Source organism: Pseudomonas sp. BC42, assembly GCF_021560055.1.
In the GTDB taxonomy this organism is placed as follows: Bacteria; Pseudomonadota; Gammaproteobacteria; order Pseudomonadales; family Pseudomonadaceae; genus Aquipseudomonas.
In genome coordinates this window covers 3,737,916-3,753,135 of record NZ_CP091067.1, presented here as the reverse complement: position 1 = coordinate 3,753,135, position 15,220 = coordinate 3,737,916, and the positions used below count along the sequence as shown (strand labels likewise).

The window sequence follows — 15,220 nt, the reverse complement described above, 5'->3', positions numbered from 1 at the left end:
AGTCGTCCCTTAACCGCGCGGAGTCGCAGCGGCGAGTTTCACAGCCGGAGCCACCTTGGCAGGGGTGACCTGCGGCAGGTTGCTGGCTTCCAGTGCTTGGCGTTGTTGGGCCAGGGCGGCGAGGGTTTCCTGGCTGGCCATGGGGATCACCTCAGGCGTCACCGGGGCGCCGGGACGTGCCCGCTGCAGACCCTTGACGATGATGGTGTCGTCCTTGCTCAGGCCGCTGCGCACGATGCGCAGGCCTTCGATCTTCGGCCCCAGTTCCACGGCGCGGTAGGCCGGCTTGTTGTCGGCGTCCATCACCAGCACGAATTTCTTGCCCAGGTCGGTGCCCACGGCCTCGTCGTTGATCAGCATCGCCGAGTAGGTGCCGCTGCCCACCAGTTTCAGGCGCGCATACAGGCCCGGGGTGTAGCTGCCGTCACGGTTGTCGAACACCGCGCGGCCGCGGATGGTGCCGGTCTTGGGGTTGACCTGGTTGTCGACGAAGTTCATCTGGCCCAGGTGCGGGTGGCCTTCTTCATTGGACAGGCCCAGGTACACCGGGGTGGTCTGGCCGCGCTGGCCCTGGCGGGCGAGTTGGGTGTACTTGAGGTATACACGTTCGTCGGCGTCGAAGTAGGCGTAGACCTTGTCGGTGGACACCAGGCTGGTGAGCGGGGTGACATCGGCGGTCACCAGGTTGCCGGCAGTGATCTGCGCACGGCTGACGCGACCGCTGATGGGCGCCACCACCCGGGTGAAGCTCAGGTTGAGCTTGGCCAGGTCGAGCTGGGCCTGGATCGCATCGACCCCGGCCCGGGCTTCCTGGGCGGCGCTGCTGCGGGTGTCGGCCAGCTCGGCGGAAATCGCGTTGCTGGTCAGCAGGCGCTGGCCACGCTGGGCTTCGTTGGCGCTGCGGGTGGCGGTGGCCCGGGCTTGCTGCAGTTGGGCTTCGAGACGGCGGACTTCAGCCTGGAACGGACGCGGGTCGATCTGGAACAGCAGGTCGCCTTTCTTCACCAGGGCGCCTTCGGTGAAGGCCACCTGATCGATCTGGCCCGATACCCGTGGACGGACTTCCACGGTTTCCGGGGCTTCCAGGCGCCCGGTGAACTCGTCCCACTCGTTGACCGGCTGCTCCAGTACCTTGGCCACGCTGACTTTGGCGGCGGGCGGAGCGGAGGCGGTTTCCGGGGCCTTGCCGCAGGCACTCATGACCAGAACGGCGAGGGCGGCTAAGGGGTAACGCAAGAATTTGACTGACTGGTCCATGGTTCATCCGCCAAGGTAATTTGAGATGGGCGGATGATGCTCGGCAGGTCTGTATCTCACGAATCGAATGAAGCGAAGGTAACTATCATTCGGAATGATATAAGCCCCGAGCGAGCCCTCTAGCCTGCGCCTGTCGTTAGGCTGCTATCAATCCCCTCGCGCGCAATTCATTGTTGCTCGCCACGCAACATTGGTCGGCGCAGGTCGCCATCGGCAGCGAGGTGGTTGAGCTGCGCTCGGGGAGGAACCTTGAGCGGGCCAGGCAGGGCGCTTCGGAGACTTTTTGCAGCGGCTCCCACTTGACAGCAAAGCCTTTGAAGACGCGTAATGTGTTGCTATGTTAACGTTAACCTAAATAAGAACAAAAGGATCGTCACATGCAGCTTGCCGCCAAACGCGAGTACTGGCTTATCAGTGGTCTGTTGTTTTTCTTCTTCTTTTCGTGGTCGTCCAGCTATTCGCTGTTCTCTATCTGGCTGCATCGAGTCATCGGCCTGAATGGCACGGAAACCGGCTTCATCTTTGCCGCCAACGCCATTGCGGCGTTGCTGGTCCAGCCATTTTATGGCGCGCTTCAGGACCGCCTCGGGCTGTCCAAAAAGCTCCTGGTGTGGATTGGCATCCTGCTGTGTGCCGCCGCGCCCTTTGCGATTCATGTCTATGCCGGCCTGTTGGCGCAGAACGTGGTGCTCGGGGCGCTGGTCGGTGCCGCGTTCCTGGCACTGGCGATGCTGGCCGGCGTGGGGGTGATCGAGTCGTACACCGAGCGCCTGTCGCGGCATGCCGGTTTCGAGTTTGGAACCACCCGGATGTGGGGATCGCTGGGCTGGGCCAGTGCAACGGGCGCGGTCGGCGTGGTGTTCAACATCAATCCGGACATCACGTTCTACATGAGCAGCGCCGCCGGCATCGTGTTCCTGCTGATCCTGTCGCGCCTGGACCTGAGCCGCTTGAACCAACCGGCGGCGCAGGCGGGCATGGCGGCCCGGCCGGTGCAGTTGAACGATCTCGGGAAGTTGCTGGTCCTCCCGCGATTCTGGGCCTTCAGCCTTTACCTGACGGGGGTGTGCGGGATCTACATGATCTACGAGCAACAGTTCCCGGTGTATTTCTCCTCGTTTTTCCCGACCCCGGAGGAGGGCACCCGCGCCTATGGCTACCTGAACTCGTCCCAGGTGCTGGTCGAGGCGGTCCTGATGCTGTTTGCCCCCTGGGTGGTCAGCCGCACAGGCGCCAAATACGGGCTGATCCTGGCGGGCGGCATCATGTTCGTGCGCATCCTCGGTTCCGGGCTGGCAACGCAGGCCTGGACCATCGCCACCTGCAAGATGTTGCATGCCCTGGAAGTGCCCCTCTTGCTGGTCTCGATATTCAAATACATTTCCCTCAATTTCGACTCCCGGCTGTCTGCCTCGATCTACCTGGTGGGCTTTCAGTTCGCCCAGCAATTGACCGCCATGCTGCTGTCGCCGCTGGTGGGCTACGGCTACGACCGCTTCGGCTTCGCCAACGTCTACGTGCTCATGGCAGCCCTGGTCGGCGCTTGCCTGCTGCTGTCATGGACCTTGTTGCGCAAGGACCCCGCGCGCGGCACCTCCCAAGACGGGCCTGGCGATTCGCCGGAGCTGCCCGCCATCTCTCAATCCGCCCTTCGTTATGAACCCTAGACAGGAACCAGCCATGCACGCGGCACTGTTGGACCAAGCGCACCGCGCTATCGAAAAAACCTTGGCTGAGCGGGGCAACGACTTTCGCCCCGCCTATCATCTTGCGCCGCCGGCGGGATGGATGAACGACCCCAACGGCCTGGTGTTTTTTCGCGGTGAATATCACGTGTTCTACCAGCATCATCCCTATTCGGCGCAATGGGGGCCGATGCACTGGGGACATGCCAGGAGCCGTGACCTGGTGCATTGGGAGCATCTGCCCATCGCGCTGGCGCCTGGCGCTGCCTATGACCGCGACGGCTGCTTCTCGGGGTCTGCAGTGGTCGCGGACGACAGGCTGTACCTGATCTACACCGGGCATTTGTGGCTGGGCGCGCCGGGCGACGACCAGAACATCCGTCAGGTCCAGTGCCTGGCCAGCAGCACCGATGGCGTGTCGTTTCACAAGCACGGGGTGGTGATCGAGACGGCGCCGGAGCCGGGCATCATGCATTTTCGCGATCCCAAGGTGTGGCGACGGGCAGGGCAGTGGTGGATGGCCCTTGGCGCGCGTTGCGGCGACGACCCGCAGCTGCTGCTCTATCGTTCGCACGATCTGCAGCACTGGGAGTACCTGAGCTGCGCCCTGCAAGGGCAGCGTCAGCCGGACGGCTACATGTGGGAGTGTCCGGACCTGTTCGAACTCGATGGCTGCGACGTGTTTCTCTATTCGCCCCAGGGCCTGAAACCCAGCGGCTATGACAACTGGAACAAGTTCCAGAACAGCTACCGAATGGGCCTGCTGGACGACCGGGGTTTTTTCAGCGAGTGCGGCACGCTGCGCGAGCTGGATCACGGTCATGACTTTTATGCTGCGCAGACCCTGCTGGCGCCGGACGGGCGCCGCCTGCTGTGGGCCTGGATGGACATGTGGGACAGCCCGATGCCGAGTCAGGCGCATCACTGGTGTGGAGCGCTGTCGCTGCCTCGGGAGTTGAGCCGCGACGGCGAGCGGCTGCGCATGCGGCCGGCCCGCGAGTTGACGGCCTTGCGCCGGTCGCTGCGGACCTTGCCGATTGGCGCGGTGGAATCCGCCGATTGCCTGCTCGATGAGCGAGGCACGCTGCTGGAGTTCGAACTGACCCTGGACCTGGCTGGCAGTACCGCCGAGCGCTTCGGTCTGGCCCTGCGTTGCAGCGAGGACCGGCAGGAGCGGACCCTGGTGTATTTCGATGCCATGGCGCGCCGTCTGGTGCTTGACCGGCAGCATTCGGGCGCCGGTGTGAGCGGGGTACGCAGCGTGCCGATTGCCTGGGGGCAAACCCGGATCGCCCTGCGGATTTTTCTGGATCGTTCCTCTATCGAGGTGTTTGTCGACGATGGCGCCTACAGCTTGAGCAGCCGTATCTATCCTGGTCCCGACAGTCAGGCGGTCACGGCGTTTGCCATCAATGGGCGCGGTGCTTTCGGCGACGTTTCGCTCTGGCACCTGGCCGATCTGCGCCTCTGAGGCGCGGGTGGGACGCGCCTGGCACGACTTGCGGCGGCGTGTTGTCATGCTTTTGCCAGGCATGACATGATGCCCGGCCCTATCAGCATTGGCACCTGCGAATGGCTTCAGTTAAAGATGTCGCGCGCCTGGCAGGGGTTTCCTTCATGACGGTGTCCAGGGCGCTCAATACCCCGGAAAAGGTCAATCAGGAAACCCTGGCGAAAGTTCTGCAAGCGGTGGAGACCCTGGGGTATGTCCCCAGCCTTTCTGCGCGAAAGATCCGCGGCGGCTCCTCGGGTGGCAAGACGATCGGCGTCTTCGCCCTGGATACCGCCACCACGCCCTTCGCTGTGGAAATGCTCCTGTCCATGGAGCGCACCGCCCGCGAAAGCGGCTGGAACCTGTTCATCGTCAACGTCTTTGAAGTGCCGCCGAACCAGCAGACCATCGATCTGATGCTGTCCCATCAGCCTGACGGGATCATCTTCAGCGCCATGCAGCTGCGCACCGTCGAGATCCCCCCGGTACTGCGCAGCCTGCCGCTGGTACTGAGCAATTGCGTGAGCCTGGAGCCCGGCGTGGCCTGCTACGTGCCGGATGACGCAGACGGTCAGTATCAGGCGGTGCGCTACGCCCTCAAGCGGGGCTACCGCAGTCCGCTGTGCATCAACCTGCCGCAGAGCAGCCTGGCCTGGGAGCAGCGACAGCTGGGATTGGCTCGCGCCTTCGCCGAAGCCGGGATAGCGGTGGCCGATGTGCCTCAATACCACCTGTCCCAGGACGACGCCTATCAGGAAACCATTGCCGTGCTGGAGAGCCGGTTGCGCGAGCTGCAAGGCCGGCCGGCGTTCGATCTCCTGGTGTGCGGTAACGATCGGATCGCTTTGGTCGCCTACCAGTACTTGCTCAGTCGCGGCCTGCGCATTCCGGATCAGGTGGCGGTCCTGGGGTACGACAACATGATCGGTGTTGCCGAGCTGTTCTATCCGCCGCTCAGTACCGTGCAATTGCCGTATTACGAGATGGGGCGGCGGGCTGCTCAATACCTCATTGAACGCAGGGAACAGCCGATGATTCACCGGGTGGCATGCCCGCTGGTGGAACGCGAGTCCTGCTGAACGCCATGGCTGGCGGGACAATGCGCCAGCCGACGGGCGCCCATGATCCTGGGGCTGGTCAATCGTCGGCCAGCCTTTACATTTTTTGACTGTAAATTCACTGATTAATACAACTCCGGCTTTGGCAAAGTTCGATACTGCGCGCTCTACCGCCCTGGAGGATTTTCCGCTCGGGGTATCGCTCCAAATGCACGAAAGGAATCATCCGGATGTATCTCTCTCATAGGCTCACGGGGATCGGTCTGTGTGCCGCGTTGTTTGTCCTGGCAGGTTGCGCGCCCACTTCAATCGCCGGACCCGGGGCCAACAATGTGCGCATCACCCACAATGAACCGGGACGTGAATGCAAGTTTCTTGGCGATGTCACCGGCAGTCAGGGCGACTTTCTATTGGGCAGTATCACGGGCAACGCCAACCTCGAAACCGGCGCCCGCAACGACCTGAAAAACAAGGCCGCGGCGATGGGGGGCAACCGGGTTTATCTGCTCACTCAGCGCGCCGGACAGACCGGTTCGGACAATCGCTTGGAGCAAACCAACGTGACGCTTTCGGGCAATGTCTATCACTGCCCTGAGCCCTGAACCGACTCGCTCCCTCTGATCGCGGAAGATCTTTCCCCCGCCAAGAGCTGACCTGTCGGCGCTATCGAAGTCGGCCTCGGTTGGGGGCATCTGCGTGCCACGGATCGCTGGCCAACGTGCGTTCGAGCATGGCTGGTGGATGGCCGCAAGGGGCCATGTCAGACTGCTTGCCGGCTTTTTTGCCCCAGGCAAAAGGGCCGCTACTGGCGATCGGGATCAAAGGGAATTGACGATGCAAACAGACCACATCTTTATTGGCGTGAATGATCACCGGCAAGGCGCTGAGGCATTGAAAGCCCTCGGATTGGTTGAAGGGACGCCGAACACCCACCCGGGCCAAGGCACTGCCAACAGACGGTTCTTCTTGCGCAATGCGTTCATCGAGCTTTTGTATCTCACCGATGAGGCCGAGGCGCAAAGTCAGTTGACCGCGCCGACACGACTCTATGACCGCCTCAAGGGTGACGATGCACACGCCGCGCCCTTTGGCGTTTGCTTCAGGCCCTCCAGCGAGGGCGAGGCGCCGCTGTTTCCGGTCTGGGAATATCGCCCCCAGTATTTGCCCGCGGCCCTGAAAGTCGACGTGGGGCAAGCGCCGGTCAGCGAGCCGATGTGGTTTTTTCTGGCGTTTGCCAACAGACCCGATGAGGCGCCGATTGAGCGCGCCCAGCCGTTTGAGCATCCCAATGGTTTTCGCGAGATGACGCGCGGTGCGCATCACCACGCCCGCCCGCGACGCTTTTTCAGCCGCTGCCCACTGCGCAAACCAGCTGCAGGGATTTGCGATGGTCCAGGGCGATGAGCACCTGATCGAAGTGGAAATCGATCATGGAGCCAGCGGCCAGCACCGGGATTTTCGTCCGCTGCTGCCGATGATCATGCGCTGGTGATGCGTTGCGCCGATCGCTCGGTCATTGCTGCCGCTGAGCCCGCTGCTTGTAGCGGGCGCTTCAGGAGGGCAGGGACAGCAGCCAGGCGCTGAATGTCTTGAATGCCGGAAAATGCTGATAGCGCGCGGCGCAGGTCAGGTAATAGTTGCGGCCGCTTTCCATGGGGCCGAACAGCTTGACCACGGCCCCAGACTCGATTTCATCCTGCACCAGAATATCCGGAACCAGCCCGATACCTATGCCTGCGGCCACCGCCTGGATCAGGTGGGCGGTGAGCTCGAAGCTGGGGCCCGTGCGCATCTTCTGGTGATCCAGGTTGTTGCAGTCGAACCAGTCAGACCAGCCGTTGGGCCGCGAAACCACATTGAGCAGCAAATGATGGGTGATGTCGTCGAGGGACAGCTCGGGGGTGTCTGCCAGGGCTTTGGGGCTGGCGATCACGATCAGCTTTTCTCGCAGCAACAGGTGCGACACGTAGCCCGGCCAATCCCCTTTCCCCGCGCAGATGATGGCTTGCATGTCGCCCACGCTGGAGGGGTTGTCGGCATGAATGATCCTTGAGTGGATATGCACCAGGTTCCTGGGATGACGGGCATAAAACTCATGCATTTTCGGCAGCAGCCATTTTGAGCCGAACGTTGGAAGCACCGCCAGGTTCAACGGGCCATCGTCTTCCTTGAAGGCGATGGTCTGCAGGGTGGCGCTGCGAATGCGGCCCAATGCGGCTGTGAGCTCATGCTGGTAAAGGGCGCCGGCGGCGGTGAGCTCGATTTTTCTTCCCTCGCGCTTGAACAGCGAGATCTCCAGTTGCGACTCCAGGGCCTGCACTTGCCGGCTGACTGCGCTTTGCGTCAGGGCAAGTTCGTCCGCGGCTTTGGTGAAGCTGCAATGGCGGGCGGCGGCCTCGAAAGCGACCAGCAGGGACATCGAGGGGGTCAGTCGGCGTGGATTCATTCATAAAGCTCATGCAAATGCTGCAGGTTTTACGTTTGTGTGAAACGTCTTGGCCCCACAGAATCTGGGGTGTGCCCCTCGCCATGAAGCAGCTGTCGGGGGGTAAGCATACATAACGAGAATGCTCAGATTAGCGGTATCGCCAGTAGGAATTCCAGCATGATTGCCCGGTTGTCTCCCCATGAAGTCAAAAACCCAGCCTGTGAGTTGTTCCTGGCTCGCCTGGAACAGGAGGGTTTCCAGGGCGAAATCGCTCGCGATCATGGACTCAGGACCGTGCTGGCAACCGACAACTCGATCTATCAGCGCCTGCCGCAAGCCGCGGTGTTTCCGCGCAATGTGCAGGATGTCGAGCTGTTGGCCCGTCTCGTGGCGCTGGCGCCATTCAGCTCGGTGGTGCTCACGCCGCGGGGCGGAGGAACCGGCACCAATGGTCAATCGTTGACCAGTGGGGTTGTGGTCGACCTGTCACGGCATATGAACGGCATCCTCGAGATCAACGTCGAGGAACGTTGGGTGCGGGTGCAAAGCGGCGTGGTCAAAGACCAGCTCAACGCGGCGTTGAAAGCCCACGGGCTGTTTTTCGCGCCCGAGCTGTCGACCTCGAATCGGGCCACGATCGGCGGCATGATCAACACCGACGCAAGCGGTCAGGGAAGCTGCACCTATGGGAAAACCCGTGATCATGTCCTGGCGCTGTCCACCATTCTCATCGGTGGCGAGCGGCTCGACAGTGCGCCCCTGGAGCCTGAACAGTGGCAGGCGCAGGCCCGTCGCGAAGACAAGGTTGGCGCGGTCTATCGATGCGCGTCGCAGATCGTGCAGCAGTATGCCGAGCTCATCGAACACACGTTTCCCAAGCTGAACCGGTGCCTGACGGGGTACGACCTGGCGCATCTGCAGGAGCCCGATGAGCGCCTCAATCTGAGCAGTGTCCTGTGCGGCTCCGAAGGCTCGCTGGGTTTCATTGTCGAAGCCACGCTGAATGTGCTGCCCATTCCCCAGTATTCGATCCTGGTCAATGTGCGTTATGCCGGCTTCATGGACGCACTGCGCGACGCCAAGGCGTTGATGGAGCTCAAGCCCCTGTCCATCGAGACGGTGGACTCCAAGGTCCTCGGACTGGCCATGAACGACATCGTCTGGCACGGCGTCGCCGAATACTTTCCCCAAGACCTCGATGTGCCGACCCTGGGCATCAACCTGATTGAATTCAGTGGCGACGACGAGGCGGCCCTGCTGCAACGGGTGCATGAATTTGTCCTGCACCTGCAGCGTGACACCCGCGTGGTGCGATTGGGGCACACCTTGGCCGTCGGCGCCGAGGCAGTGAAGCGGGTCTACGCGATGCGCAAGCGGGCGGTGGGGCTGCTGGGCAACGTCAAGGGTTCCGCCAGGCCCCAGCCGTTCGTTGAAGATACCGCTGTTCCTCCCGAGCACCTGGCCGATTTCATCGGGCAATTTCGCGAGCTGCTCGATAGCCATGGCCTGGAATATGGCATGTTCGGCCACGTGGACGCCGGGGTCCTGCATGTGCGGCCGATCCTGGACATGAAAGACCCGGCTCAGGCGGCGCTGATCCGGCCCATTTCGGACGCCGTCGCCGAGCTGACGCAACGACACGGCGGCTTGCTCTGGGGCGAGCACGGCAAAGGACTGCGCTCGCAATACGTGCCCGACTACTTCGGCGAACTCTATCCGGCCCTGCAGGAACTCAAGGCGGCTTTTGACCCGAACAACCAGCTCAACCCGGGCAAGATCGCCACGCCAAAGACGCTGCCCGGCGCCCGGTTGACCCGGGTGGATGAAGTCCAGTTGCGGGGCGAGCTGGATCGCACCATTGATGAGCGGGTCTGGTCGCACTATGACGCCGCCGTGCATTGCAACGGCAACGGCGCCTGCTACAACTTCGATCCCGATGACGCCATGTGTCCTTCCTGGAAAGGCACCCGCAACCGAGTGCACTCGCCCAAGGGGCGGGCTTCCCTGGTGCGTGAATGGCTGCGCTTGCAGGGGCAGCAAGGTGTCGATGTGCTGGCTTGCCAAGGGGGGCTCTCGTCCGGGGCCGCGCTTCTGGGCCTGCCGCGACGTGCGGTCAATACGCTTGCGCAGAAGATGGGCCAGAAAGACTTTTCCCATGAGGTCTACGATGCAATGGCCGGGTGCCTGGCCTGCAAGTCCTGTGCGGGGCAGTGCCCGGTGAAAGTCAATGTGCCGGACTTTCGTTCGCGATTCCTGGAGCTGTACCACAGTCGCTATCTGCGCCCGCTGAAGGATTACCTCATCGGCTCCCTGGAGTACACGATTCCCTACTTCGCCCGCGTGCCGCGCTTGTACAACGGCATCCTCGGCTCGCGGATGGTGGGGGCGTTGCTGCGGCGGGTGGCCGGGATGATCGACAGTCCGCTGCTGAGCTTGCTGAATTTCGATGAGGTTTGCCGCCGGTGGAACGTACGCGTGGCGTCGCCCGCACGGCTTGAGGGGCTGGACGAGGCGCAACGTGCTCGCAGCGTGATTCTCGTGCAGGACGCCTTTACCCGTTACTTCGAAACACCGCTGCTGGCTGACTGGATCGAATTGATTTCCAGGCTGGGGTTCGAGGTGTACATCGCGCCGTTCGCGGCCAATGGCAAGCCGCTGCAGGTCCAGGGCTTCTTGAAAGCCTTCGAAAAGGCCGCCCATTTCAACGGCCGGTCCCTTCGCCAGCTGCACCGATATCAGATTCCCCTGGTGGGGCTGGATCCGGCGATGACCCTGGTGTATCGGCAGGAGTACGCCAAGACCCTGGGGCAGGATCAAGCGCCGACGGTGCTGCTGCCGCAGGAGTGGCTGGCGCAGGTACTGGCGCCATCGGCGCTGGGCGCCGATCAGGGGACTTACTACTTTCTGCCGCACTGCACCGAAAAAACCAACGAACCGGGCAGCGTGGCCCTGTGGCAGACGATCTTCGCACGAGTCGGCCTGACGTTGCAGGTGCAAGCCAGCGGCTGCTGCGGGATGTCCGGAACCTACGGCCACGAAGCCCGGAACGCCGAGACGTCCGACGTCATTTACAGTCAGTCCTGGGGGCCGCTGGTGGCCCGTCTCAATGGGGCAGGGCGCCTGCTGGCGGATGGCTATTCGTGTCGAAGCCAGGTCAAGCGCAAGGACGGACAGACGGTTGAGCATCCGCTGCAGGCGTTGCTGAAGCTGATGCGCGGCGCCGCCCAATCTTCAGGAATTTGAGTGGCACGGGCCCGAGGCGCTGTGACGGCCTCGGGTGTCTGTCGCTGTGGACTGGCGTGTATCGGTGGGTGGCCGGGGCGTCAGGGGGGCATCAGAAGCCGTAGAGCTGTGCCGGGTTATCCACCAGGATCTGCTTGATCAGCGCGTCATCGTTTTCAACCCAGTCGAACAGCATCTCCAGCAGGCTGGCGTCGTTGGGCATCGGCACCGGTATGCACGGATGTGGCCAATCGCTTGCCCATAGCAGGCGGTTCGGGTTGGCCTCGATCAGCGCCCGGGCGTAGGGCGTTACGTCGTCGTAAGGGAAGTCCTTCGACGCGGTAAAGCGATAGGCGCCGGAAAGCTTGACCCACGCACGGCCTTCTTTCAGCAGCCGCAGCAGGTCGATGAAGCCAGGGTGGTTCAGCCCGCAACTGGTGGGCATGTGCCCCATATGGTCGATGACGACCGGCACGGGCAGGCTGGCCACGGTTTCATACAAGTCGGCGAATTCGGTGATATCGATCAGCAACTGAAGGTGCCAGCCAAGGGGTGCGACTTTTTCCGCCAGCGCCGCAACATCCGATACCTCAACGCCACTTTTGAAGATCAGGTTGACGCGCACGCCGCGGACCCCGAGGCGATGCATCGCCGACAGGGTGTGTGGATCGGTGTCGGTATCGATCACCACCACGCCGCGCAATGCACTGCCCCCTTCTTTCAGCGCCGCCAGGGTGGTGCTGTTATCGGCCCCATAGACACTGGGTTGGACGATGACTGCGCGACTCAACCCGAGGGTTTTCTGGACACGCTGAAAGGCCTCCAGGGGAGCGGGTGGCGGCGTGTAGGAGCGGTGAGGGGAGAACGGTTGCCCATGCTCGTCACCAAAGACGTGGAAGTGGCAGTCGCATGCGCCCTCCGGCAAGGTGCGTTGCAGTTGGCGAGGCTCGGGATCCGGGCCTGCGCATTGCGGCGCATAGGTTTCGCCCAGCGAACTCATCCGCGTGATTTCCCAGCCTTGCAATCCGCGCAATCCATTGCGCTCGGCGGAGTTGATGATTTGTTGCCAGGTGGCGCGTCTGGCGAGGTCGGGGTCGCCGAGTTTGATGGCATCGAAGATCGCCTGGTGTTCGGCCAGCAGCGTTTCGCCGAGGTCGCTCGAACGAACCAGGCGGTTCTCCAGCAAGGCCGCTTCGTAGACGTGGCTGCAGAGAAAGATGATGAAGTTGCGAAAGTAGTCATTGCCTGTGGCGTCGGCAATTGCCCGCTTGAACTGCAGGCTGTGCTCCAGCATGTCCTGACGGTTTTGTAGGCCGGTGCGCAGGGTGTCCAGGGCCGCTGCGATCTTGTTCAACTGATTGCGCGAGCGGCGTCGGGCGGCCATGGCGGCGGCGGCGACTTCGAGGTCCAGGCGCAGTTCGTACAGCTGACGCAGCTTGTTGCTGTCGGTCAGTTCCTCTTGAGTGATGCGGAAGCTGCTCTGGTTGGCTTCGGTGGCAACAAACACCCCAAGCCCTTGGCGACTGATGACGAGACCGGCCGAATTGAGCCGGGCCACGGCTTCACGCACTACATTTCGGCTGACAGCGAAGGCTTCGGCCAAGCGACTTTCGGTGGGGATGCGATCACCGGGACGGAGTCGGCCTTCACGTATTTCACTTTCCAGATAACGAAAGATTTCAACCGAGAAGTGATCACGTCGGCCAATTGCTTTTATAGTCATTTTACTCAGTCATCGAATGTCAGTTTCAAAAGCTTGAAACGTAGAACGCCCACGTAACGAACGATACGCGGGCGTTACTCTAACAAATGATGGCTCGCTCAGTGCAATTGCTTGCCCTTGGTTTCCGGGAGGAAGCAGGTCACCACCAGGACAAGGCAGTAGGCACCTCCGGCGAACATCGCGATCGCGGTGCCCAGGCTGTATTGGGCACTTATGAAACCGACGAGCCCTGGAAACAGAGCACCCACCGCCCGCCCGAAGTTATAGGAGAACGCCTGGCCGTTGGCCCTCACTGCCGAAGGGTAGAGCTCTGTCAGAAAGGCCCCCATGCCGCTGTAGATACCGGAAGCGGCGAAACCCAAGGGAAAGCCGAGAATCAGCATCTGGGTATTGGTCAGGTTCAACTGCATGTAGCAGATCACGCTGACGGCCGACAGAACGGCGAAGATGATGAAGTTGGCGCGACGCCCCAGCCGGTCGGACAGGAAGGCGCCGCAGACGTAACCGAAGAACGACCCCATGATGACGACCAGCAGATAACTCCCGGTGCCGAAGACCGACAGGCCCTTCTCCAGCTTCAGATAGGCCGGCAGCCATGTGGTGATCGCGTAGTAGCCACCTTGCACACCCATGCACAGCAGAGCCGACAACAGGGTGGTGCGCAGCAGCGAAGGGGAGAAAATATGCCAGAAAGCCACCGTGTCGCCTGTTTCGCTCTGGTGCTTTTTGGTCTGCAGGAACACCTCGGGCTCTGGCACGTATTTACGAATGTAGAGGACCAGGAGTGCAGGTGCGATGCCGATCCAAAACAGCGAGCGCCAGGCAAGGTCTTCCGGAAGGTAGCTGAAGGCCACTGTGTAAAGCAGCGCGGCCGCGCCCCAGCCGACGGCCCATCCACTCTGCACGATACCCACGGCCTTGCCGCGATGCTCCGCTCGGACCATTTCGCCGATCAGTACCGAGCCCACGGCCCACTCGCCTCCAAACCCGAGGCCCTGCAGCGCGCGAAGAACAAACAGCTGTTCGAAGTTTTGCGCGAAGCCGATCAGCACCGTGCAGATCGAGAACCACAGAATGCTGATCTGCAGCAGCCGCACCCGACCGTAGCGGTCCGCCAGAATCCCCGCTCCCCATCCGCCAATGGACGAAAAAAGCAGTGTCACGGTGCTCAGCAGTCCCACTGATCCCTTATCGATGTGCCAGAGGGTCATCAGCGAGGCGATGACAAAGGTGAACACCATGAAGTCCAGGGCGTCCAAAGCCCAGCCGCCAAATGCCGAATAGAAGGTGCGTTTTTCAACGGTATTAAGTTCGCTAAACCAACTCATTATTGTTCTCCGTGCAGCACCTCGGTGCTGCTGGGTTATTGTTTTTGTTATTTGAAGTCGTACAGAACGGCTGGGTTATCGACCAGGATGCTCTGTCGTTGGCGTGCACCGGGCGCCCATGAGTGCAAGCGATCCAGTAATGAACCGGTGTCGGGCGTGCTTTGGAGGGCGACGTGAGGCCAGTCGCTGCCCCAAACCATGCGTTCGGGTGCGGCGCCCAGCAAGGCATGGGCCAGGGCATCCGTGTCGGCATAGTCCGGAGGCTGCTCACTCAGGCGATAAGCGCCCGACAATTTGACCCACCAACCCTGTTCCGCCACGTTTCTCAGCAGCAGCTTGAAGCCCGGCTCCTTGACGCCCAAGTGGGCCGGGAAGTGTCCGAAGTGATCGATCACTACAGGGCAGGGCAGCTTGGCTATCCGCGCCTGCAGCTCGCTTAAAAGCCGGACATCAATCAAAAACTGCATGTGCCAGCCAAGGTCGGCAACTCGATGGGCCAGACGCTCCATCAAGTCCAGATTCACTCCGCCGCGAAACAGAACGTTGATGCGCACTCCACGCACACCCAAGGCGTGCATGTGCGCCAGTTCGTCATCGCAGATTCGTTCGTCGACGACCGCGACCCCCCTCAGTTGATCGGGATGGCGTTGCAACACCTCGAGCATGTAGCGGTTGTCGGTGCCATAGACGCTGGGCTGCACCAACACCCCTCGCTGCATTCCCGTCGCCCGCAACATGTCCAGATACAACGCCTCAGGTGCGGGAGGCGGGGTGTAACTGCGGTCGGATACCAGGGGATAGCGCGCGAAATCGGCGCAGATCACATGCGCATGGGTGTCGCACGCACCTGCCGGTAGCACGAAGCTGGGCGCTCGGATCTTTTCTCTCGGGGCGGCACAGGAGGGCGGCCATGCTGTGGCGGATTTGGGGTGAGACATGGATTTCATCTCCTCGACAGCTCTTCGCACGCCTTGGCGGCTGAAAAGCGGTACTTGTTGGTTGTTGGTTGTAGGTTGTCCAACAAGTG

At 61.9% G+C, this 15,220-nt stretch carries 11 protein-coding genes; 6 read left to right on the top strand and 5 right to left on the bottom strand.

The features are described from left to right. Positions 1-9 precede the first annotated feature (9 nt). Positions 10-1,257 carry a multidrug efflux RND transporter periplasmic adaptor subunit MexE gene (gene mexE / locus L1O02_RS16695; protein ID WP_108543472.1) on the bottom strand — a complete coding sequence of 416 codons (1,248 nt, stop codon included), beginning with the start codon at positions 1,255-1,257 and terminating at the stop codon, positions 10-12. 377 nt (positions 1,258-1,634) lie between these two features. Between mexE and L1O02_RS16690 the strand changes: the two genes are divergently transcribed. From L1O02_RS16690 to L1O02_RS16670, 5 genes are all read left to right on the top strand, one after another. Next, complete coding sequence (locus L1O02_RS16690; RefSeq protein ID WP_060843471.1) at positions 1,635-2,924, top strand: MFS transporter; 1,290 nt, start codon at positions 1,635-1,637, stop codon at positions 2,922-2,924. Between the two features lie 13 nt (positions 2,925-2,937). Next, complete coding sequence (locus L1O02_RS16685; protein WP_235758316.1) at positions 2,938-4,413, top strand: glycoside hydrolase family 32 protein; 1,476 nt, start codon at positions 2,938-2,940, stop codon at positions 4,411-4,413. Positions 4,414-4,514: 101 nt separating this feature from the next. Next, positions 4,515-5,513 (top strand): LacI family DNA-binding transcriptional regulator, encoded by a 999-nt coding sequence (locus tag L1O02_RS16680; protein ID WP_060839115.1) that lies wholly within the window; start codon positions 4,515-4,517, stop codon positions 5,511-5,513. Between the two features lie 209 nt (positions 5,514-5,722). After that, the gene (locus tag L1O02_RS16675) at positions 5,723-6,094 is read left to right on the top strand and encodes a DUF4156 domain-containing protein (RefSeq protein ID WP_108543474.1); all 372 of its coding nucleotides are present in this window, start codon (positions 5,723-5,725) and stop codon (positions 6,092-6,094) included. 232 nt (positions 6,095-6,326) lie between these two features. Further along, the gene (locus L1O02_RS16670; protein ID WP_235758314.1) at positions 6,327-6,896 is read left to right on the top strand and encodes a VOC family protein; all 570 of its coding nucleotides are present in this window, start codon (positions 6,327-6,329) and stop codon (positions 6,894-6,896) included. Between the two features lie 148 nt (positions 6,897-7,044). On the opposite strand, the gene L1O02_RS16665 is transcribed toward L1O02_RS16670, so the two are convergent. Continuing rightward, the gene (locus L1O02_RS16665; RefSeq protein WP_060839118.1) at positions 7,045-7,938 is read right to left on the bottom strand and encodes a LysR substrate-binding domain-containing protein; all 894 of its coding nucleotides are present in this window, start codon (positions 7,936-7,938) and stop codon (positions 7,045-7,047) included. A gap of 159 nt (positions 7,939-8,097) precedes the next feature. Here L1O02_RS16665 and L1O02_RS16660 point away from each other — a divergent pair, with 159 nt between their 5' ends. Then, positions 8,098-11,163 (top strand): FAD-binding and (Fe-S)-binding domain-containing protein, encoded by a 3,066-nt coding sequence (locus tag L1O02_RS16660; RefSeq protein ID WP_108543479.1) that lies wholly within the window; start codon positions 8,098-8,100, stop codon positions 11,161-11,163. Between the two features lie 91 nt (positions 11,164-11,254). Here the strand turns inward: L1O02_RS16660 and L1O02_RS16655 are convergent, their stop codons facing one another. The 3 genes from L1O02_RS16655 to L1O02_RS16645 all read right to left on the bottom strand — a co-directional run bounded on the left by L1O02_RS16655 (position 11,255) and on the right by L1O02_RS16645 (position 15,131). Further along, positions 11,255-12,865: an amidohydrolase family protein gene (locus tag L1O02_RS16655; protein WP_108543481.1), complete on the bottom strand. Its 1,611-nt coding sequence runs from the start codon at positions 12,863-12,865 to the stop codon at positions 11,255-11,257. Between the two features lie 98 nt (positions 12,866-12,963). Next, positions 12,964-14,193 carry an MFS transporter gene (locus L1O02_RS16650; RefSeq protein ID WP_060839121.1) on the bottom strand — a complete coding sequence of 410 codons (1,230 nt, stop codon included), beginning with the start codon at positions 14,191-14,193 and terminating at the stop codon, positions 12,964-12,966. A 47-nt stretch (positions 14,194-14,240) separates the two neighbouring features. Further along, positions 14,241-15,131, bottom strand: coding sequence for an amidohydrolase family protein (locus tag L1O02_RS16645; protein WP_108543483.1), 891 nt, complete (start codon positions 15,129-15,131; stop codon positions 14,241-14,243). Between the last annotated feature and the right edge of the window lie 89 nt (positions 15,132-15,220).

Excerpts from the sequence above, each read along its gene's own strand:
- L1O02_RS16690 (WP_060843471.1), top strand. The coding sequence starts at position 1,635 with ATGCAGCTTGCCGCCAAACGCGAGTACTGGCTTATCAGTGGTCTGTTG.
- L1O02_RS16645 (WP_108543483.1), bottom strand. The coding sequence starts at position 15,131 with ATGTCTCACCCCAAATCCGCCACAGCATGGCCGCCCTCCTGTGCCGCC.
- L1O02_RS16660 (WP_108543479.1), top strand. The coding sequence starts at position 8,098 with ATGATTGCCCGGTTGTCTCCCCATGAAGTCAAAAACCCAGCCTGTGAG.
- L1O02_RS16650 (WP_060839121.1), bottom strand. The coding sequence starts at position 14,193 with ATGAGTTGGTTTAGCGAACTTAATACCGTTGAAAAACGCACCTTCTAT.
- L1O02_RS16685 (WP_235758316.1), top strand. The coding sequence starts at position 2,938 with ATGCACGCGGCACTGTTGGACCAAGCGCACCGCGCTATCGAAAAAACC.
- L1O02_RS16670 (WP_235758314.1), top strand. The coding sequence starts at position 6,327 with ATGCAAACAGACCACATCTTTATTGGCGTGAATGATCACCGGCAAGGC.
- L1O02_RS16675 (WP_108543474.1), top strand. The coding sequence starts at position 5,723 with ATGTATCTCTCTCATAGGCTCACGGGGATCGGTCTGTGTGCCGCGTTG.
- L1O02_RS16655 (WP_108543481.1), bottom strand. The coding sequence starts at position 12,865 with ATGACTATAAAAGCAATTGGCCGACGTGATCACTTCTCGGTTGAAATC.
- L1O02_RS16665 (WP_060839118.1), bottom strand. The coding sequence starts at position 7,938 with ATGAATCCACGCCGACTGACCCCCTCGATGTCCCTGCTGGTCGCTTTC.
- mexE (WP_108543472.1), bottom strand. The coding sequence starts at position 1,257 with ATGGACCAGTCAGTCAAATTCTTGCGTTACCCCTTAGCCGCCCTCGCC.
- L1O02_RS16680 (WP_060839115.1), top strand. The coding sequence starts at position 4,515 with ATGGCTTCAGTTAAAGATGTCGCGCGCCTGGCAGGGGTTTCCTTCATG.